Here is an 18,773-nt window from a genome sequence, read left to right as displayed (position 1 = left end):
GCGGAGAACGGCCGTCGGGTTAGCGGCCGGCGCCCTCGATCACCGTCGCGCCCGGCGCCGGGCCCGACGCCACGCGCACGCTCCTGCACGTGCCCGAGGCGGTCAGCGATTCCGCGATCTTCGCCGCGGAGGCGGCATCGCGGGCGAGGTGCGCGGTGGTCGGGCCCGAGCCGGAGACGAGCGTGGCGAGCGCGCCGGCCGCACGGCCCGCGGCGAGCGTGTCGGCGAGTTCGGGGAACAGGGAGAGGGCCGCGGGCTGCAGCTCGTTGGAGAGGGTGGCCGCGAGGGCGTCGGGGTCGCCCTTGGCGAGGGCGTCGAGGAGGTCGCGCGAGGCGATCGGCTCGGGGATCTCCCGGCCCTCGGCCAACCGGTCGAACTCCCGGAACACCGCCGGCGTCGACAGCCCCCGCTCGGCCATCGCGAACACCCAGTGGAACGCGCCGCCGACCTCCACCGCCGTCAGCCGCTCGCCGCGCCCGGTGCCGAGGGCCGCGCCACCGACCAGACTGAACGGCACATCGCTGCCCAACTCCGCGCAGATCTCCAGGAGTTCGTCACGGGACGCGCCCGTGCCCCACAGCGCGTCGCAGGCCAGCAGCGCGCCCGCGCCGTCGGCGCTGCCGCCCGCCATGCCCCCGGCCACCGGGATGTCCTTGGCGATGTGGAGGTGCACGTCGGCCGCGCGGCCGTGGCGCTCGGCCAGCGCGAGCGCGGCCCGCGCCGCCAGATTCGTGACGTCCAGGGGGACCTGGGCGGCGTCCGGGCCCTCGCAGGTGACGCGCAGTTCGTCGGCCGGGGTCACCGTGACCTCGTCGTACAGACCGACCGCGAGGAACACGTTCGCCAGGTCGTGGAAGCCGTCCGCGCGGGCCGCGCCCACCGCAAGCTGCACATTGACCTTGGCGGGCACCCGAACCGTGACGCTCACTCAGATTCCTTGTCGCTCTGCTTGTCCTCGGCGCTCTGCTTGTGCTCGGCGATGGCGGCGAACTCCTCGACCGAGAGGGCCTCGCCGCGGGCCTGCGGGGAGACGCCGGCCGCCACGAGGGCCGCCTCCGCCAGCGCGGCGGAGCCCGCCCACCCGGCGAGCGCGGCCCGCAGGGTCTTGCGGCGCTGGGCGAACGCCGCGTCGACGACGGCGAAGACCTCGCGCCGCGACGCCGAGGTCTTGATCGGCTCGGCCCGCCGCACCAGCGACACCAGCCCGCTGTCCACGTTCGGCGCGGGCCAGAAGACGTTGCGGCCGATCGCACCGGCCCGCTTGACCTCGGCGTACCAGTTCGCCTTGACCGACGGCACCCCGTACACCTTCGAGCCGGGCCCGGCGGCGAGCCGGTCGGCGACCTCCGACTGGACCATGACGAGGGTCCGCTCGATGCTGGGGAACGTCTCCAGCATGTGCAGCAGCACGGGCACGGCCACGTTGTACGGCAGGTTCGCTACCAGCGCGGTCGGCGCGGGCCCCGGCAGCTCGGTCACCTGCATCGCGTCGGAGTGCACCAGCGCGAACCGCTCCGCGCGCTGCGGCATGCGGGCGGTGATCGTGGCGGGGAGCGCGCTCGCCAGGACGTCGTCGATCTCGACGGCCGTGACCCGGTCGGCGGCCTCCAGCAGCGCGAGGGTGAGCGAGCCGAGCCCCGGGCCGACCTCGACGACCACGTCGTCGGGCCGGACCCCCGCGGTGCGGACGATCCGGCGGACGGTGTTCGCGTCGATCACGAAGTTCTGGCCGCGCTGCTTGGTGGGCCGCACGCCGAGGACGGCCGCCAGCTCACGGATGTCGGCGGGGCCCAGAAGGGCGTCGGGGGCGGGGCTGGTACTCACGGGACAAGGGTACGGGCCCGCGCCGTCGCCTCCCGTCCCGCACCTCGCCTCCTGTCCCTCACCCGTGCAGCCGCTTCCCGCAGTGCGGCCAGGGGCTCGCCCCGCGGCGCACGTACAGCTTCTTCGCCCGCAGCGTCTGCTCCGCGGCCGGTGCGTCCTGGGGGCGGCCGCTGCCGCCGAGGCTCTGCCAGGTGCGGGTGTCGAACTGGTACAGCCCGCCGTAGGTGCCCGAGGGGTCGACGGCGTTCGGCCGGCCGCCCGACTCGCAGACCGCGAGCCCCTGCCAGTCCAGGCCCTCGGCCCCCTGCACGGACGTCGGCAGCGGCTTCGTGCCGACCTTCACCACCTGCGCACGCGGCTCGCGCACCACCTCGTCCCCGATCCGGCGCGGCTTCTGCCGCACGCCGTTGACCGTGCGCAGGGCGTACGTGATCCGCCGCAGCCCGGGCTGCCCGGCCCGCTCGACCACCTCCGTGCCCTTGAACAGCGAGGCGTCGTCGGTGCGGCGCACCGCGAACGGGATCTGCTCCTCCCGCACCTCCTCGGCGCCGGTGATGCGCAGCACGGTGACCGTCTGCCCGTCGCGCGGGAAGCTGCCGGGCGCCACGGACGTGGTGTCCTGCCCGCGCAGGGTGATCCCGGCCGCCTGCACGGCCTCCTGCACGGTCGCCGCGTTGGTGCGGACGGTACGGGCCCGGCCGTCGGCCATCACCGTGACGGAGCGCTCGGTGCGCACGTCCAGCGCGAGCCCCGCGCGCCCGATGGTCTGGGAGCGCGAGACGGACATGTACGCGCCCTGTGCCCGCACCCCCAGCTGCTGGAGCGCCTCCTCCACCGTGCCCGCGGTCGTCCACAGCTCGTGCCGCTGACCGTCGAGGGTGAGCCGGACGGGACGCCCGTAACGCACCGCGATCTCGTCGCCGCTGGTGAGCTCCGTGCCGGGGGCGGGCGCCACCACGTCGTGCGCGCCCACCCGCACGCCCTCCTCGGCGAGGAGTTCGCTCACGTCGTCGGCGAAGGTGTGCAGGGCGCGCGGCTTGCCGTCGACGGTCAGCTCGACCGCCTTGTCCTCCGCGACGAACGCGGTGGTGCCGCCCGCCAGGAAGGCGACGACGAGCGCCTGCGGGAGCAGTCGGCGCATCGTGGACTCCGGGCGCTCGGCGGAGCGCGTCCTGCGCCGGCGCGCGGCCCGGCCTCCCCCGCCGGCACCCGCGCTCTGCTGCGGGAACAGCGGCTCGGACAGCTGGAGCGTCGCGGGCAGCGGGAACGCCTCCGGCGGCCGGGGCGGCTGCGCTGTCGGCGCCGGGTAGGCCCCGAGCTGCTCCTCGTACGCGGGCCGGTAGGTGTCGTCGTACGTCCCGGGGGCCGCGTACACGCCGTAGGCGATCGTCTCGGCGTTGTGCAGGTCCGCGTACGGCCCGCCGGCGCCGTACGGCTCGTACTCGAGGTGCTGCGAATTGCTCACGCCGACACGCTCCAGGAGTGGGGTCCGGATCGGGCCCCCAGAACCTAGCGGAGTGGCGGTCACTCTCCAAAGTGGCGCGGCTACCGAGAGTTGTGTTCGAGCTGGTCGCGTCGGGGTCAGTAGGCGAACGCGCGTGCCGTGTTGGCGGCGAGCGCGGTGGCCAGGGCATCCTCGTCGAGACCCCGGACGGCGGCCATGGCACGCACCGTGACCGGAATGAGATACGGGGCGTTCGGCCGTCCGCGGTAGGGCGCCGGGGTCAGGAACGGGGCGTCGGTCTCCACCAGGAGCAGTTCCAGCGGGGCCACGGCGACGGCGTCCCGCAGGTGCTGGGCGTTCTTGAAGGTGACGTTGCCGGCGAAGGACATGAAGTACCCGGCGCGGGCGCAGACCTCGGCCATCTCGGCGTCGCCGGAGTAGCAGTGGAAGACGGTGCGCTCGGGGGCGCCCTCCTCCTTCAGGACGCGCAGGACGTCGGCGTGGGCGTCCCGGTCGTGGATGACCAGGGCCTTGCCGTGCCGCTTGGCGATCTCGATGTGGGCGCGGAAGGAGTCCTCCTGCGCGTCCTTGCCCTCGGGGCCGGTGCGGAAGTAGTCGAGTCCGGTCTCGCCGACGCCCTTGACGTGCGGAAGCGCGGCCAGGCGGTCGATCTCGGCGAGCGCCTGTTCGAGCGCCCCGGAGCCGCCCGGCTCGCGCGCGCCCTGCCGGGACCAGCCGTCGGGGTCGCCGTGCACGATGCGCGGGGCTTCGTTCGGATGCAGGGCGACGGCGGCGTGCACGGTGTCGTGCGCCGCCGCCGTCTCGGCCGCCCACCGGGAGCCCTTCACGTCACAGCCGACCTGGACGACGGTCGTCACCCCGACCGAAGCGGCCTTCGCCAGGGCCTCCTCCACCGTCCCCGACTGCATGTCGAGATGCGTGTGGGAGTCGGCGACGGCCACCCCGAGGGGGGCGGGAAGCGGCGGCGCGGCATTCTTGTCGGAGTGAGAAGGCATACCCCGATCCTACGAAAGGCCCCAGCACCAGAGCGCCCGAAGGGGCGCGGGGCTGCATCGATATGCGGCTCCGCCGCGGGGCGCGACCAGCCCCCACGAAGCCGCGCGTGACGCACCGGCCTCCGGCCGCAGCCGTCAACCGGCCTTGCGGAACGGATGCAACAGATCCGCCAGATGCCAGTGATGCTGCTGCCCCTCGGGCTGGTCCCCGGACCGCTCCTCCTCCGTCGCCGCCGTGGCCGGCTCGGCGACGGAGCGGGCCGAGGGGGCCGCGCGATGCCGCGCAGCGCTCTGCACCGAAGACACCTGCCCCGCCCGCATGATCCGCACGACGTGCCCCTCGCAGTTCTGGCACGCCGGCCGGCTCAGCGGCGACGGCACCACGCGGCCGTTCGCCACGTAGAGAACGAACGCGTGGCCGTCGGCGTCGGTGTGGTGCTCTATCTCGTACGACTGCTCCCAGCCGTGTCCGCAGCGCATGCACGCGAAGGAGTACGACTCGTTGACGACGGCGCTCGCGCCGCTGCGGAGGCCGGTCTGCCCTGTGATCTCACTCATGCCAGCTCCTGTGGAAGCGAGGGACGGGTGCCGTCCCTGCCACCCAGTGGACTCCTCGGCCGGGGCGAGCGCAGCAGGCCTGTGCAGTGTTGGAGGCGATTTGGGCTTTCCTTGCCGAAGGGGCCTCGCGCAGGGCGGTTTCCAGGGGTGGGCTTTGCCTTCGGCGGCAGCCCTTTGCCCGCACATGGGGCGCACGCTCAGACGGCATGCGCCCTGCTCAGAGGGGGTGTGCGCCGGGTGTGAGCCCCCTTACTCCCCGCCGGTGACAGCCGTCACAGCGCCCCGGCGTTCTTCGCCGCGACCACCGCGTCGAACACCTCGCGCTTGGGCAGTCCGGCCTCCGCCGCGACCGCCACGATGGCCTCCTTGCGGCGCTCGCCCGCCTCCTCGCGCACCCGCACCCGCCGCACCAGCTCCGCCGCGTCGAGCTCCTCGGGCCCGCGCTCGGGCGCCCCGGTGACGACGACGGTGATCTCGCCGCGCACGCCCTGCGCGGCCCACTCCGCGAGCTCGCCGAGGGGACCGCGCTTGACCTCCTCGTAGGTCTTGGTCAGCTCCCGGCACACGGCGGCCCTCCGGTCCGCGCCGAACACCTCGGCCATCGCGGCGAGGGTGTCGTCCAGCCGGTGGGGGGCCTCGAAGTAGACGAGCGTGCGGCGCTCCTCGGCGACCTCGCGCAGCCGCGACAGCCGCTCGCCCGCCTTCCTGGGCAGGAACCCCTCGAAGCAGAACCGGTCGACGGGCAGCCCGGACAGCGCCAGCGCGGTGAGCACCGCGGACGGGCCGGGCACGGCCGTGACCTTGATGTCCTGCTCCACGGCGGCCGCGACCAGCCGGTACCCGGGGTCGGAGACGGACGGCATCCCGGCGTCGGTGACGAGCAACACCCGCTTGCCGCCGACGAGTTCCTCGACCAGCTCGGGCGTGCGGGCGGACTCGTTGCCCTCGAAGTAGGACACCACCCGCCCCTTGGGCGTCACGCCGAGCGCCTGGGTCAGGCGGCGCAGCCGGCGGGTGTCCTCGGCGGCGATCACGTCGGCGCCGGTCAGCTCCTCGGCGAGGCGGGGCGGGGCGTCGGAGACGTCGCCGATGGGCGTCCCGGCGAGGACGAGGACTCCGGGCGGGGTTCCCGGCGTGGTTCGGGGCGTGGTTCGGGGCGTCGCTGTCACGATTCCCATCCTCCCAGGGGGACGGACACGGGACTCACACAGCCGTGTTCCCTACGATGGCGCGGTGACCAGTACCGCGTCCTCCACGGACTCCACGGACTACCGGCCGGGCCGGCCGCCGCACGATCAGCGGCCGTCATGGCAGCAGCGGCTGCGGCGTTTCGGATACCCGGCGGAGCCCACCGCCGACGTCCGGGAGCGGCTGGTGCCACCGTTCGCGCAGCCCAGCCCGCGGTTGTGGCAGGCGCTCGGCATCCCGCACACGTGGGCGGACCGGATCGCGCGCTGGTCCTCCTGGGGCGGCCCGCTGCTGATCACGCTGCTGGCGGGCGTGATCCGGTTCTGGCATCTGGGCAGCCCGAAGAAGGTGATATTCGACGAGACGTACTACGCCAAGGACGCGTGGGCGGTCGTCCACCGCGGATTCGAGGTCAACTGGCCCAAGACCACCGACGCGCTCCTCGCCAAGGGCGGCGACGTGTCGATCCCGACGGACGCGGCCTATGTGGTGCATCCGCCGGTCGGCAAGTACGTCATCGGGCTCGGCGAGCTGATGTTCGGATTCGATCCGTTCGGCTGGCGCTTCATGACGGCCGTCCTGGGCACCCTCTCCGTGCTGCTGCTGTGCCGGATCGGCCGCCGGATCTTCCGCTCCACGTTCCTCGGCTGCCTCGCGGGCGCGCTGATGGCCGTCGACGGGCTGCACTTCGTGATGAGCCGCACCGCGCTGCTCGACGGGGTGCTGATGTTCTTCGTGCTGGGCGCGTTCGGCTGTCTGGTGGCCGACCGGGACTGGGCGCGCCGCAAACTCGCCGCCGCGCTGCCGCCGGACGTGGACGGCCGCTACCGCCCCGACGCGCATATCGCCGAGACCACCCGCATCGGCTGGCGGCCCTGGCGCTGGGGCGCGGGCGTGATGCTGGGCCTGGCCATCGGCACGAAGTGGAACGGCCTGTACATCCTGGTCGCGTTCTGTCTGCTGGCGGTGTTGTGGGACGTCGGCTCGCGCAAGGTGGCGGGCGCCAAGCATCCGTATCTGGCGGTGCTGAAGCGGGACACGCCGCTGGCGTTCCTGTCGACCGTGCCGGTCGCGCTGGCCGTCTACCTGGTGTCGTGGACGGGCTGGATCCGCTCCTCGGCCGACGGCTCGGGCGGCTACTACCGCAACTGGGCGGCCACCGACGGCAAGGGCGGCAACTGGACCTGGCTCCCGGACTGGCTGCGCAGCCTGTGGCACTACGAGCACGAGGTGTACGAGTTCCACACCCACCTCACCTCGCCGCACACGTATCAGTCGAACCCGTGGAGCTGGCTCGTCCTGGGCCGCCCGGTGTCGTACTTCTACGAGTCCCCCGCGCCGGGCGCCGACGGCTGTCCGACCGACGCGGGCGAGAAGTGCGCCCGCGAGGTCCTGGCCATCGGCACCCCGCTGCTGTGGTGGGCGGCCTGCTTCGCGGTCCTGTTCGTGCTGTGGCGCTGGCTGTTCCGCCGCGACTGGCGCGCGGGCGCGATCGTCTGCGGCATCGCGGCCGGCTACCTGCCCTGGTTCATGTACCAGGAACGCACGATCTTCCTCTTCTACGCCGTCGTCTTCCTGCCCTTCCTCTGTCTGGCGGTGGCGATGATGATCGGCGCGCTGGTCGGCCGACCGGGTTCGACGGACACCCGCCGGGTCGCGGGCGCGACGGGCGCGGGCGTCCTCGTCCTGCTCATCGCCTGGAACTTCATCTATTTCTGGCCCCTGTACACGGGCCAGGCGATCCCGATCGACGACTGGCGGTCACGTATGTGGCTGGACACATGGGTCTAACGATTCAGGAAACTGCCGCCCCTGTCGCCACTCTTTCCGCTTACTGTGAGCCCGAGCAGAGATTTCTGAACGTGTTCAGAAACGCCGGTACCCGCTCAGGGCGGGGAGGGCGACAACGGGGAGGATGCACAGCATGCGCAAGGGGGCCAAGGCAGTCATAGTCGGCTCGGTCTTCGCCGTGATGGTGGGCGGAGCCGGGTACGGCGCCTTCAACATCGTGAACGCGCTGGACGGGGGCGGCGGCGGGGGCGGCGGTGCGGGGGGATCGGGCGAGCCCGCGGTCGTGAAGACCGGGCCGCCGAGCGGTTCCGAGGTCAAGGACACCAGCACGAAATTCTTCGCGGCCTGGGAGCAGGGGGAGGCCGCGGTGGCCGCCCGGCTGACCAACAACGCGGTGAAGGCCGAGCCGCTGCTGACCGCGTACGGCACCACCGCGCACATCACCGCGGTGAAGATCACACCGGGCGCGGCCGTCGGCGACAGCGTGCCGTTCAGCGTCCGGGCGACGGTGTCGTACGAGGGGAAGTCCAAGCCGCTCGTCTACAAGAGCGAACTGACGGTCGTGCGGGGCGTCACCACCGGGAAGGCGCTGGTGGACTGGGCGCCGTCGGTGGTCCATCCCGAGCTGAAGGGCATGGACGACATGCTGGTCACGGGCGCGGCGTCGGCGCCGCCGATCGAGGCCGTGGACCGGGACGGCAGCGTGCTGACGAAGGAGAAGTACCCCTCCCTGGGGCCGATCCTGGACCAGCTGCGCGCCAAGTACGGCGAAAAGGCGGGCGGCACGGCCGGCGTCGAGCTGGCGATCAGACACGCCACCGCGGACACCGCGGACACTCCCCTGCTGACCCTCGCCGAGGGCAAGGCGGGCAAGCTGCCCACCACCCTCAGCGCGGGCGTGCAGGCGGCCGCGGAGAAGGCCGTGAAGCGGTACGCCCAGTCGTCGGTGGTGGCCGTCAAGCCGAGCACCGGCGAGGTGCTCGCGGTCGCCAACAACCGCAACGACGGCTTCAACGCCGCGTTCCTGGGCGAGGTCGCGCCCGGCTCCACCATGAAGATCGTCAGCTCGGCCACGCTCATCGACAACGGGCTCACCACCGCGAGCGGGCCGGCGCCGTGTCCGTCGTCGGCCGTCTGGCAGAGCCAGACCTTCCAGAACATCAAGGGCATGAAGCCGAACGAGGGCGCGACGCTCGCCGAGAGCTTCGCGCGCTCCTGCAACACGGCGTTCGTGAAGTTCGCGGACGAGGTGAAGGTCGACTCGCTGACGAACGAGGCCCGCGACCGCTTCGGGATCGGCCTGGACTGGCAGACCGGCATCCCGTCCTTCGACGGCTCCGTCCCGGCCGCCGGCGGCCCGGACACCGCGGCCGGTCTGATCGGTCAGGGCAAGGTCCAGATGAACCCGCTGAACATGGCGTCGGTCACAGCGACCGCGATGACGGGCGCCTTCCGGCAGCCGGTGATCGTGCCACTGAGCCTCGACGACCGCACGCCCGCCAAGGCGAACGGACTGTCGGCGGGCACCGTGCAGCAGCTGCGCTCGATGATGAACCGGACCGCGACCAGCGGCACCGCCGCCGAGGTGATGGCCGGGCTGAGCGGCCGGATCGGCGCGAAGACCGGCTCCGCCGAGGTCGACGGGAAGGCCACGTCCGACAGTTGGTTCACCGGGTACCGCAACGACATCGCCGCGGCCGCGATGACCCAGGGCGGCGGCCACGGCGTCGACGCGTCCGGCCCGATCGTGGCGCAGGTGCTGCGGGCGGGGTGACCCGGAACGGGGGTGGCCTGATCCGGCACAAGGGTGGCTGACGTCACACGTGACGTCACCCGCACAGGACGGGACTCTAGGGTGGTTGCCGTCGTTGGGGTCAGTGAGGGCAACGAGGGCAGCGGGGCTGGGGGGAGAGCCCCTGGGGATCCGGAGGATCTGGCAGTGGGCAAGAGAAGGCGTGTCGAAGAACAGCGCAATAAGCGGCGGCGTCCCGCCGTGGCCGGCGGCATGATCGCCGTCGTGGTCGGCGGGGTCGGCTTCGGCGTCTACGCGCTGTACGCGGGCGGGGCGGCGGCCGACGAAGGCTCGGCCGCGGCGGCCAACGCCGGCCAGGTGCCGAGAGTCAGGGCCGACGCGCCGTCGGCGACCGAGGCGAAGACCGCCGCCACGCAGTTCCTGACGGCGTGGCAGCAGGGAAAGACGGCCCGGGCGGCCGCCGCCACGGACGACTCGGCGGCCGCCACCGCCCTGCTGACCGGCTACACCAAGGACGCCCACATCACCGGCGTCACCCTCACCGCGGGCCGGGCCACCGGCGCCAAGATCCCGTTCTCGGTGAAGGGCACGGTGAAGTACAAGGACGTCAGCAAGCCGCTGACGTACTCCAGCGCCCTCACCGTCGTGCGCAACCCCAAGAACGGCAAGGCGCAGGTCGACTGGCACGCGTCCGTCGTCCACCCGGACCTCCAGGACGGCGACACGCTCGTCACCGGCGAGGCCGGCACCCCGCCGGTCAAGGCCGTGGATCGGGACGGCGGCGAGCTGACGGCCGCGAAGTACCCCTCCCTGGGCACGGTCCTGGACGGGCTGCGGGAGAAGTACGGCAAGAAGGCCGGCGGCAAGGCGGGCGTGGAGCTCCAGGTCGTCCGCGGCAAGGCGGCCAAGGCGAAGAAGGCCTCCGACAAGACGCTGCTGGAGCTCAGCGAGGGCACACCGGGCACGGTGAAGACCACGCTGAGCCCGACCCTCCAGGCGGCGGCCGAGCGGCAGGTGGCGGCCGCCGCGCGCTCCTCGGTCGTCGTGCTGCGGCCCTCCACGGGCGAGATCCTCGCGGTGGCCAACGCCGGCAACGGCTTCAACACCGCGTTCAACGGCTCGCTCGCGCCCGGTTCCACGATGAAGGTCATCACGTCGTCGCTGCTCATCGAGAAGGGGCTGGCCGGAGCGGACAAGGTGCACCCCTGCCCGAAGACGTTCACCTACGGCGGCTGGAAGTTCCACAACGACGACGACTTCCAGATCGACGGCGGCACGTTCAAGGCGAGCTTCGCGCGCTCCTGCAACACCGCCTTCATCAGCCAGGCCCCCGAGCTGGGCAACGACAGCCTGACCAAGCAGGCGCAGCAGGTGTTCGGCCTGTCGAGGGACGACTGGGCCATCGGGGTGCCGTCCTTCGACGGTTCGGTGCCGGTGCAGTCGGCGGCCCAGATGGCGGCCTCGCTGATCGGTCAGGGCGGGGTCCGGATGAACCCGCTGAACATGGCGTCGGTCGCCGCCACGGTCAAGTCGGGCACCTTCCACCAGCCGTACCTGGTCGCCCCGTCGGTGGACGGCCGCAAGCTGGCGACGGCCTCGCGCACCATGTCGGCGTCGACGCTGTCGCAGCTGCGGGAGCTGATGAACTACACGGCCGCGGCCGGCACCGCCGCCGAGGCGATGTCCGGTCTGGGCCCCGACTACGGCGCCAAGACGGGCTCGGCGGAGGTCGACAACCAGGAGAAGCCCAACGGCTGGTTCACCGCCTACCGCGGCGACCTCGCGGCCGCGGGCGTCGTCCAGGCGGGCGGCCACGGCGGCGACACGGCAGGCCCGATCGTGGCGGCCCTGCTGAAGCTGGGCGGCTGATCCGCTAGGCGGGTCAGGCGAAGTCAGCCGCGGTTCGGCAGCGCCCTGAAGGGGCGCGGGGCGCTGACATATGCGGCTCCGCCGCGCGGGCGCGACCAGCCACGACGGTGCCGCAGCAAAACGACGGCGCATCGCGGCATTCCCAGCGGCGCGCTCAGTGGGTCACCGGCTGCGCCGTGGCCAGATAGGTGCGGCGCAGGAACCGCAGCAGCGTCTTGGACTCGAACTGCACGACCGAGACGCCCTGTGCGGAGTGGAACTCGACGACGGCCTGTACGCGCCCCAGCGGCCACACCCGGACCTCGCCGGTGCCGGTCGGGGCGCGCAGGCCCTGTTCGAGGAGAGTGCGGGAGACCGTCCACTCGCGGCGGTCGGGCAGTGCGACGCGCACCGCGCGGGGATCGTCCTCCGGGTCATAGCGCAGGAAGACGGGGACGGACTCGCGTTCGTCCTCGGCCTGATCGGCGTCCGTGACGATATGGGCTCGCGCGTACTGTTCGACTACAGACATCGGCCGACCCTCTCACGCAGCGTTACCTGTGCGGAAGCTATGCGTCCGCTCCCCTCCCAATGTCCCATATTTTGCGGAATACGCTTGCTCGCACAGACGTATCTCACCTGTGCGATACGGACGCGCCGCAGAAAACAGATGCGAGCAACAAGCTCCTCGCTCTTGCGAATGGTTCGCATTAAGCCATTATCATCGTCGGGTGCATGTACCCGACGGATTCATCGACGCCCCGACCTCCGCCGCCGCCGGAGTCGTCGCCGCAGGCGCCATCGCCGTAGCCCTGCGCGGCGCGCGCCGCGAGCTCGACGAGCGCACGGCGCCGCTGGCAGGCCTCGTCGCGGCGTTCATCTTCGCCGTGCAGATGCTCAACTTCCCCGTCGCCGCGGGCACCAGCGGCCATCTACTGGGCGGAGCGCTGGCCGCGATACTCGTCGGCCCCTATACAGCGGTCCTCTGCGTCTCCGTGGTGCTGCTGATGCAGGGCATCCTCTTCGCCGACGGCGGCCTGACCGCGCTCGGCGTGAACATCACCGTGATGGCCTGTGTGACGACGGTCGTCGCGTACGCCGTCTTCCGCGGTCTGGTGAAGGTGCTGCCGCGCACCCGCCGCTCGGTGACCGGGGCCTCCTTCGCCGCCGCGCTGCTGTCGGTCCCGTCCGCGGCGCTCGCCTTCACCCTCATCTACTGGATCGGCGGGACCACCGACATCCCGATCGGCAAGGTCGCCACCGCGATGGTCGGCGTGCATGTGCTGATCGGCATCGGCGAGGCCACGATCACCGCGCTCACCGTGGGCGCCGTCATCGCCGTCCGGCCGGATCTCGTCCATGGCGCGCGCGACCTCACGCAGAAGCTGCGGCTGCGGGTGAACGGCGACCTCGTGGACGCGCCCGCCGCGCCCGCCGCCGAGGAGCCGCGCCCGGCGCCCGTGGCGGCGCGCACCTCCCGGCGCACGCTGTGGGTGACCGGCCTGGTCACCTCCCTCGTGCTGGCCGGCTTCGTCAGCTTCTACGCCTCCGCGAACCCCGACGGCCTGGAGAAGGTCGCCGCCGACAAGGGCATCGACGAGAAGGTCGAGGAGCACGCGGCCGCCGACTCGCCGCTCGCCGACTACGGCGTGAAGGACGTCGACAACGCCCGCCTCTCCGGCGGCCTCGCGGGGATCATCGGCGTCGGCGTGACCGTCGTCGCGGGCACCGGCGTGTTCTGGGCGGTCCGCAGGCGCAGGGCGGACGACGTGTCCCCGGCGAGCACGAGCGTCTGAGGTGGGCGCGGGACACGCACACCGGCTCTACCGGCAGGGGCACTCGCCGGTGCACGCCCTGCCGCCGCACACCAAGCTGGCCGCCTGCTTCGCCTTCGTGGTCGTCGTCGTGTCGACGCCGCGCGAGGCGATGTGGGCGTTCGGCCTGTACGCCGTGCTGCTGGCGTTCGTCGCGCATCGCGCGCGCGTGCCCGCAGGTTTCCTTCTCAAACGGCTGCTGATCGAGGTGCCCTTCGTCGCGTTCGCGGTGCTGATGCCGTTCGTGGCGGAGGGCGAGCGGGTGGACGTCCTCGGCATGTCCCTCAGCGTCAACGGGCTGTGGGGCGCGTGGAACGTCCTCGCCAAGGGCACGCTGGGCGTCGCCGCCTCCGTCCTCCTGGCGTCCACCACGGAGCTGCGGGAACTCCTCCTCGGCCTGCAGCGCCTGAAGCTGCCCCCGCTGCTCGTGCAGATCGCCTCCTTCATGATCCGCTACGGCGACGTCATCGCGGACGAGATGCGCCGCATGCGCATCGCGCGGGAGTCGCGCGGCTTCGAGGCGCGGGGCGTCCGGCACTGGGGGGTGCTCGCGAAGTCGGCGGGCGCGCTGTTCATCCGCTCCTACGAACGCGGCGAGCGCGTGCACCTGGCCATGGTCAGCCGCGGCTACACCGGTTCGATGCCGGTGATCGACGAGGTGACCGCGTCCCGGGCGCAGTGGTCGTACGCGCTGACCCTCCCGTTGGCCGCCCTCGTCGTCTGCGTGTTGGGATGGGCCCTGTGAGTACTGCTTCCGCCCCGGCTTCCCTCGAGGTCTCGGGCCTCGCCTTCGCCTACCCCGACGGCCACCAGGCCCTGTTCGGCGTGGACTTCTCCGTCGCGCGCGGGGAACGCGTCGCGCTGCTCGGGCCGAACGGCGCGGGCAAGACCACCCTCGTGCTGCACCTCAACGGCATCCTGACCGGCGGCGCCGGCACGGTGACGGTGGCCGGGCTGCCGGTCGGCAGGCAGCACATGGCGGAGATCCGGCGCAAGGTCGGCATCGTCTTCCAGGACCCGGACGACCAGCTGTTCATGCCGACCGTCCGCGAGGACGTCGCCTTCGGACCGGCCGCGGCCGGGCTGAAGGGCGCGGAGCTCCAGGCGCGGGTCGACCAGGCGCTCGCGCAGGTCGGCATGGGCGAGTTCAAGGACCGTCCGCCGCACCACCTCTCCTTCGGCCAGCGGCGGCGCGTGGCCGTCGCCACGGTGCTCGCGATGGAGCCGGAGATCCTCGTCCTGGACGAGCCGTCCTCCAACCTCGACCCCGCCTCGCGCCGCGAACTGGCCGACATCCTGCGGTCGCTGGACGTCACCGTGCTCATGGTCACGCACGACCTGCCGTACGCCCTGGAGCTGTGCCCGCGCGCCCTGATCCTGAGCGAGGGCGTGATCGCGGCGGACGGCCCGACCGGCGAGCTGCTCGCCGACGACGCCGTCATGCGCGCGCATCGCCTGGAGCTGCCCTTCGGGTTCGACCCGCGCTCCGCGACAATGGGCGCGTGACGAACCAGGCACCCACCGTCGAGGCCCCCACCGCCGACGCACCCGCGGCCGACCGCTCGCTGCTCCTCGACGAGCAGCTGTGCTTCGCGCTGTACGCGGCCCAGCGCGCGGTGACGGCCGCGTACCGGCCGCTCCTGGACGAGCTGGGCCTCACCTACCCGCAGTACCTCGTGCTGCTGGTGCTGTGGGAGCGCGGCGAGACGACCGTCAAGGAGCTGGCGTCGGCCCTGCGGCTGGACTACGGCACGATGTCGCCGCTGCTGAAGCGGCTGGAGGCGGCGGGTCTGGTGCGCCGGGAGCGCTCGGCGCGAGACGAGCGCACGGTGCTGGTGACGTGCACCGGGCGCGGCGAGGAACTCAAGGGGCGCGCGGAGCGGGTGCCCGCCGGCGTGCTCGCGTCGACGGGGCTGGAGACGGCAGAGGTCGCGCGGTTGCGCGCGGAGCTGTGGGGGCTCGCGGAGCGGGCGCAGGGCGCGGCGGAACGCGCCCGCTGAGCCTCAGCCCCCCTGGGCGCCCCTGGCGTTCGCAGCACCCTCAACCGAAGTTACCCGCGGTTACTACCCCCTGGTAAACAAGTGCCTCCGTACCGGCCGGTACCTTGTGCACGATGTAATCGGGAAGAAACTCAGGAAGAAATGGGGGAGGTACCGCCGTGACCGAAGGCTCCGCCGTCGACGCCACCGCCGACGCTGCCGCCGAGGCCGTCTCCGAGGCCGTCGACAGCCGTCCGACGAAGATCATCTACGTGGCCGAGGCGACCGCGCACGGAGGTCGCGACGGCTATGTGACCAGCCAGGACGGCCAGATCGGGCTGAAGGTCGCGATGCCGCCGGAACTGGGCGGCGACGGCAACGGCACCAACCCGGAGCAGCTCTTCGCGGCCGGCTACAGCTCCTGCTTCCACAACGCGCTGATCCTCGTCGGCAACCGGGCCGGCTTCGACCTGACCGGGTCGACGGTGGCGGCGAAGGTCGGGATCGGCCCGAACAAGACCAAGGGATACGGACTGGCCGTCGCCCTCAGCGTCTCGCTCCCCGTCCTGGACCCCGAGGTCGCCGCGAAGCTCGTGGACGCGGCCCACCAGGTCTGCCCGTACTCGAACGCCACCCGCGGCAACATCGACGTAACGATTCTGCTGGGCTGACGCCGACGTGGATCCGATCGTGAACGGCGCGGTGGCCGACGGTTTCGAACCGGTCCGGGAGGCGTTCGCGGCGAACTTCGCGACGCTCGGCGACCGGGGCGCGGCGGTGGCCGTCTACCGGGACGGACACCAGGTCGTCGACCTGTGGGCGGGCACGAAGGACGTCGACGGCACGGCCCCCTGGGAGCGCGGCACCGCGCAGATCGTGCGCTCGGCGACCAAGGGCGTCGCCGCCGCCGTCCTCCTGCTGCTGCACCAGCGCGGCGAGCTGGATCTGGACGCGCCGGTCGCGGCGTACTGGCCGCAGTACAAGGCCGCGGGCAAGGCGCGCACGCTCGTGCGGCACGTGCTCGCACACCGCGCGGGCGTGCCCGTGCTGGACCGCCCGCTGACGCCCGCCGAGGCCGCCGACCCCGAACTCGGCGCGGCGGCGGTCGCGGCCCAGCCGCCCGTCTGGGAGCCCGGGACGGACCACGGGTACCACGCGCAGACCTACAGCTGGCTGACCGGCGAGCTGGTGCACCGGATCACCGGGCGGCCCATCGGACAGTGGATCGCCGAGGAGATCGCCGGCCCGGTGGGCGCGGACCTCTGGCTCGGGCTGCCCGCCGCGGTCGCCCCGCGCGTGGGACGGGTGGGACACGTGGACGCGCCCGTCCGGGCCGGGGGCCTGAGGACCCGGCCCAAGCAGGCCGTCACCGACGCCTACGCCGATCCCGCCTCCCTCACCCGCCGCGCCTTCGCCGCGATCACCCCGCTGCCCGACGAGAACGACCCGGCCTACCGCGCCGCCGCCCTGCCCGCGTCCAACGGCATCGCCACCGCCGACGGCCTGGCCCGCTTCTATGCGTCGCTGATCGGCGAGGTCGCGGGCGGACGCCGGCTGCTGCACCCGGAGACGGTGCGACTCGCGCGCGGGGAACAGTCCTTGGGCCCCGACCGGGTGCTCGTGGTGAACACCCGGTTCGGCCTCGGTTACATGCTGCACGGGCCCGCGTCCCCGCTGCTCGCGCCCACCGCCTTCGGCCACCCGGGCCGCGGCGGCGCCCTCGGCCTGGCCGACCCGGAGTCCGGCATCGCGTTCGGCTACGTGACGAACGCCTTCAGGACGAGCGTGACGGCGGACCCGAGGGCGCAGGCCCTGCTGAGAGCCGTACGAACGGCGACGGCAGCGGCCCGCTGACGCTCCCCCGCCTCACACGTTGATCGAGTGGGACGTCCGTCCCGACGCGCCGTCGATCTCCATGTGGGCCTTGGTGAGCAGCTGCATGGCGATCTCGTTGAGGGCGCGGGCGCCGGCGATCTCCTCGCCGACCCGGGGCTGGTTGTCGTCCACGGTGTGCCGGCTGGCGTGCCCCTGGGACCGCACCTCGGTCCCGTCGGGCAGCCGCACCAGCGCCACCGCGCGCGTGTGCCGCTCGTCCTCCTCGAACTCCAGCTCGACATGCCATCCGACAGTGGTGTGCATGGTGGTCTGCATCATGACGATCGCCTCCGGAACTCCTGTGTCTCCAGGGTGCTCCTCCACGCGGTCGCCCGCAGTTCAGGACGGGGGCCGGTCAACCCGCGTGCAGCATCAGCCCGATCCCGACGACGAGAAGGCCCGCGGCGACCAGCCGCGGCACCCCGAACCGCTCCTTGAAGAACAGGGCGCCGACGGCCGCTCCGACGATGATCGACGACTCGCGCAACGCGGCGATCGGCGCCAGTTCGGCGCGGGTCTGGGCCCACAGGACGAGGGCGTACGCAAGGACGGACAGCGCGGCGCCGAGAAGGCCGACGGCGGCGAAGGGGCGTAGCACGGTGAGGGTCCGGCCCCGCCAGCGGTAGGCGGCGTACGCCGGCAGGAAGCTGCCCTGGACGGCCATCAGCCAGGCGATGTACCCCAGCGAGGAGCCGGAGGCGCGCACCCCCAGGCCGTCCACGACGGTGTACGCGGCGATGGTCAGCCCGGTCGCCAGCGCGGCCCCGATCGCCGCCCGGTCGGGCCGCCGGCCGCGCAGCCCCCACAGGGCGACGCCGGTCAGCCCCGCGCAGGACAGGGCGATGCCGGCCGCCGCCCAGCCGTCGGGCGCCTCGTGCGCGAAGACGGCGGCCAGGACGGTGACGACGAGGGGCGCGGAGCCGCGCGCGATCGGGTACGCCTGCCCGAAGTCACCGAGCCGGAACGACCGCATGAGCAGCGCGTAGTAGGCGATGTGAATGACCGAGGAGCCGAGCAGGTACGGCCAGGCGGCCGCCGCCGGGAACGCGGTGAACGGCGTGAGCGCCAGCCCGATGAGCATGCCGCCGCCGGCGATCAGCGTGAACCCGACGAGTTTGTCGGTGATCCGGTGGGCGATGGCGTTCCAGCCGGCGTGGGTGACCGCGGCGACCAGGACGGCCGCGGTGACCAGCGGTGTCACGCGGTGCGCTCGCGGACGTCCACGAGGGTGGCGTCGGCGTGCTCGACGAGGTCCGCCGGGGCCATGGGGAACACGGTGTGCGGGGTGCCCGCGGCGGCCCAGACGACGTCGTGGGCGAGGAGAGCGCGGTCGGCCAGCACCGTCGTCCGGGTGCGGTGGCCGAAGGGCGGGACGCCTCCGATCGCGTAGCCGGTGGTCTCGCGGACGACGTCGGCGGCGGCCCTGGTGACCTTCCCCGCGCCGAGTGCGCGGCGCACCAGCTCCACGTCGACCCGCGAGGCCCCGTCCATCAGCACCAGCACCGGCACACCGTCCGCCGCGAAGATCAGCGACTTGCAGATCTGGCTCAGCTCGCACCCGATCGCGGCCGCCGCCTCGGCAGCGGTCCGGGTCGCCTCGGGGAAACTGCGCGTCGGAAGGTCGTCGAGGCCGAGGATGCGGAGGGCTTCGGCGAAACGGGGGTGCGCGGCAGACGTCGTCAT

Annotated in this window: 19 protein-coding genes; 9 read left to right on the top strand and 10 right to left on the bottom strand. The window is 72.7% G+C overall.

Annotated elements, in window-relative coordinates:
- Nucleotides 1-19: 19 nt before the first annotated feature.
- The 6 genes from ACWCPF_RS08250 to rsmI form a co-directional block, all read right to left on the bottom strand.
- Nucleotides 20-928 carry a 4-(cytidine 5'-diphospho)-2-C-methyl-D-erythritol kinase gene (locus ACWCPF_RS08250; RefSeq protein WP_451044150.1) on the bottom strand — a complete coding sequence of 303 codons (909 nt, stop codon included), beginning with the start codon at nucleotides 926-928 and terminating at the stop codon, nucleotides 20-22.
- Nucleotides 925-1,824 (bottom strand): 16S rRNA (adenine(1518)-N(6)/adenine(1519)-N(6))-dimethyltransferase RsmA, encoded by a 900-nt coding sequence (rsmA, locus tag ACWCPF_RS08245; protein WP_451044149.1) that lies wholly within the window; start codon nucleotides 1,822-1,824, stop codon nucleotides 925-927. The genes ACWCPF_RS08250 and rsmA overlap by 4 nt, the downstream gene beginning before the upstream one ends.
- Nucleotides 1,825-1,882: 58 nt before the next feature.
- Nucleotides 1,883-3,289, bottom strand: coding sequence for a ubiquitin-like domain-containing protein (locus tag ACWCPF_RS08240; RefSeq protein ID WP_451044148.1), 1,407 nt, complete (start codon nucleotides 3,287-3,289; stop codon nucleotides 1,883-1,885).
- Nucleotides 3,290-3,405: 116 nt separating this feature from the next.
- On the bottom strand, nucleotides 3,406-4,284 hold the full coding sequence (locus ACWCPF_RS08235) for a TatD family hydrolase (RefSeq protein ID WP_451044147.1): 879 nt from the start codon (nucleotides 4,282-4,284) through the stop codon (nucleotides 3,406-3,408).
- A gap of 135 nt (nucleotides 4,285-4,419) precedes the next feature.
- The gene (locus tag ACWCPF_RS08230; RefSeq protein ID WP_451044146.1) at nucleotides 4,420-4,842 is read right to left on the bottom strand and encodes a hypothetical protein; all 423 of its coding nucleotides are present in this window, start codon (nucleotides 4,840-4,842) and stop codon (nucleotides 4,420-4,422) included.
- Nucleotides 4,843-5,114: 272 nt separating this feature from the next.
- Nucleotides 5,115-6,011: a 16S rRNA (cytidine(1402)-2'-O)-methyltransferase gene (gene rsmI / locus ACWCPF_RS08225; RefSeq protein WP_451044145.1), complete on the bottom strand. Its 897-nt coding sequence runs from the start codon at nucleotides 6,009-6,011 to the stop codon at nucleotides 5,115-5,117.
- A gap of 64 nt (nucleotides 6,012-6,075) precedes the next feature.
- On the opposite strand from rsmI, the gene ACWCPF_RS08220 reads away from it, so the two are divergent.
- From ACWCPF_RS08220 to ACWCPF_RS08210, 3 genes are all read left to right on the top strand, one after another.
- Complete coding sequence (locus ACWCPF_RS08220; RefSeq protein ID WP_451044144.1) at nucleotides 6,076-7,821, top strand: dolichyl-phosphate-mannose--protein mannosyltransferase; 1,746 nt, start codon at nucleotides 6,076-6,078, stop codon at nucleotides 7,819-7,821.
- A gap of 133 nt (nucleotides 7,822-7,954) precedes the next feature.
- Nucleotides 7,955-9,595: a penicillin-binding transpeptidase domain-containing protein gene (locus ACWCPF_RS08215; RefSeq protein ID WP_451044143.1), complete on the top strand. Its 1,641-nt coding sequence runs from the start codon at nucleotides 7,955-7,957 to the stop codon at nucleotides 9,593-9,595.
- 165 nt (nucleotides 9,596-9,760) lie between these two features.
- Nucleotides 9,761-11,443 carry a penicillin-binding transpeptidase domain-containing protein gene (locus tag ACWCPF_RS08210; protein WP_451044142.1) on the top strand — a complete coding sequence of 561 codons (1,683 nt, stop codon included), beginning with the start codon at nucleotides 9,761-9,763 and terminating at the stop codon, nucleotides 11,441-11,443.
- A 154-nt stretch (nucleotides 11,444-11,597) separates the two neighbouring features.
- Here ACWCPF_RS08210 and ACWCPF_RS08205 read toward each other — a convergent pair whose 3' ends face one another.
- Nucleotides 11,598-11,954: an SsgA family sporulation/cell division regulator gene (locus tag ACWCPF_RS08205; protein WP_451044141.1), complete on the bottom strand. Its 357-nt coding sequence runs from the start codon at nucleotides 11,952-11,954 to the stop codon at nucleotides 11,598-11,600.
- A gap of 199 nt (nucleotides 11,955-12,153) precedes the next feature.
- Here ACWCPF_RS08205 and ACWCPF_RS08200 point away from each other — a divergent pair, with 199 nt between their 5' ends.
- The 6 genes from ACWCPF_RS08200 to ACWCPF_RS08175 all read left to right on the top strand — a co-directional run bounded on the left by ACWCPF_RS08200 (nucleotide 12,154) and on the right by ACWCPF_RS08175 (nucleotide 17,069).
- Nucleotides 12,154-13,218: an energy-coupling factor ABC transporter permease gene (locus ACWCPF_RS08200; protein WP_451044140.1), complete on the top strand. Its 1,065-nt coding sequence runs from the start codon at nucleotides 12,154-12,156 to the stop codon at nucleotides 13,216-13,218.
- Between the two features lies 1 nt (nucleotide 13,219).
- Nucleotides 13,220-13,981: a cobalt ECF transporter T component CbiQ gene (gene cbiQ, locus ACWCPF_RS08195; protein ID WP_451044139.1), complete on the top strand. Its 762-nt coding sequence runs from the start codon at nucleotides 13,220-13,222 to the stop codon at nucleotides 13,979-13,981.
- A complete protein-coding gene (locus tag ACWCPF_RS08190) occupies nucleotides 13,969-14,742 on the top strand; it encodes an energy-coupling factor ABC transporter ATP-binding protein (protein ID WP_451044138.1) in 774 nt (257 codons plus the stop codon). Before cbiQ ends, ACWCPF_RS08190 begins: the two co-directional genes overlap by 13 nt.
- A complete protein-coding gene (locus ACWCPF_RS08185) occupies nucleotides 14,739-15,236 on the top strand; it encodes a MarR family winged helix-turn-helix transcriptional regulator (RefSeq protein ID WP_451044137.1) in 498 nt (165 codons plus the stop codon). Before ACWCPF_RS08190 ends, ACWCPF_RS08185 begins: the two co-directional genes overlap by 4 nt.
- A gap of 158 nt (nucleotides 15,237-15,394) precedes the next feature.
- The gene (locus ACWCPF_RS08180) at nucleotides 15,395-15,886 is read left to right on the top strand and encodes an organic hydroperoxide resistance protein (RefSeq protein WP_451044136.1); all 492 of its coding nucleotides are present in this window, start codon (nucleotides 15,395-15,397) and stop codon (nucleotides 15,884-15,886) included.
- A 7-nt stretch (nucleotides 15,887-15,893) separates the two neighbouring features.
- A complete protein-coding gene (locus tag ACWCPF_RS08175) occupies nucleotides 15,894-17,069 on the top strand; it encodes a serine hydrolase domain-containing protein (RefSeq protein ID WP_451044135.1) in 1,176 nt (391 codons plus the stop codon).
- Nucleotides 17,070-17,081: 12 nt separating this feature from the next.
- On the opposite strand, the gene ACWCPF_RS08170 is transcribed toward ACWCPF_RS08175, so the two are convergent.
- The 3 genes from ACWCPF_RS08170 to ACWCPF_RS08160 all read right to left on the bottom strand — a co-directional run bounded on the left by ACWCPF_RS08170 (nucleotide 17,082) and on the right by ACWCPF_RS08160 (nucleotide 18,773).
- Nucleotides 17,082-17,366, bottom strand: a complete 285-nt coding sequence (locus ACWCPF_RS08170) for a DUF1876 domain-containing protein (protein ID WP_451044241.1) — start codon at nucleotides 17,364-17,366, stop codon at nucleotides 17,082-17,084.
- Between the two features lie 79 nt (nucleotides 17,367-17,445).
- A complete protein-coding gene (locus ACWCPF_RS08165) occupies nucleotides 17,446-18,291 on the bottom strand; it encodes an EamA family transporter (RefSeq protein ID WP_451044134.1) in 846 nt (281 codons plus the stop codon).
- The gene (locus tag ACWCPF_RS08160; protein WP_451044133.1) at nucleotides 18,288-18,773 is read right to left on the bottom strand and encodes a YbaK/EbsC family protein; all 486 of its coding nucleotides are present in this window, start codon (nucleotides 18,771-18,773) and stop codon (nucleotides 18,288-18,290) included. Before ACWCPF_RS08160 ends, ACWCPF_RS08165 begins: the two co-directional genes overlap by 4 nt.

Source organism: Streptomyces sp. NPDC001858, assembly GCF_053594615.1.
This window is presented reverse-complemented; position numbering and strand designations above follow the sequence as displayed.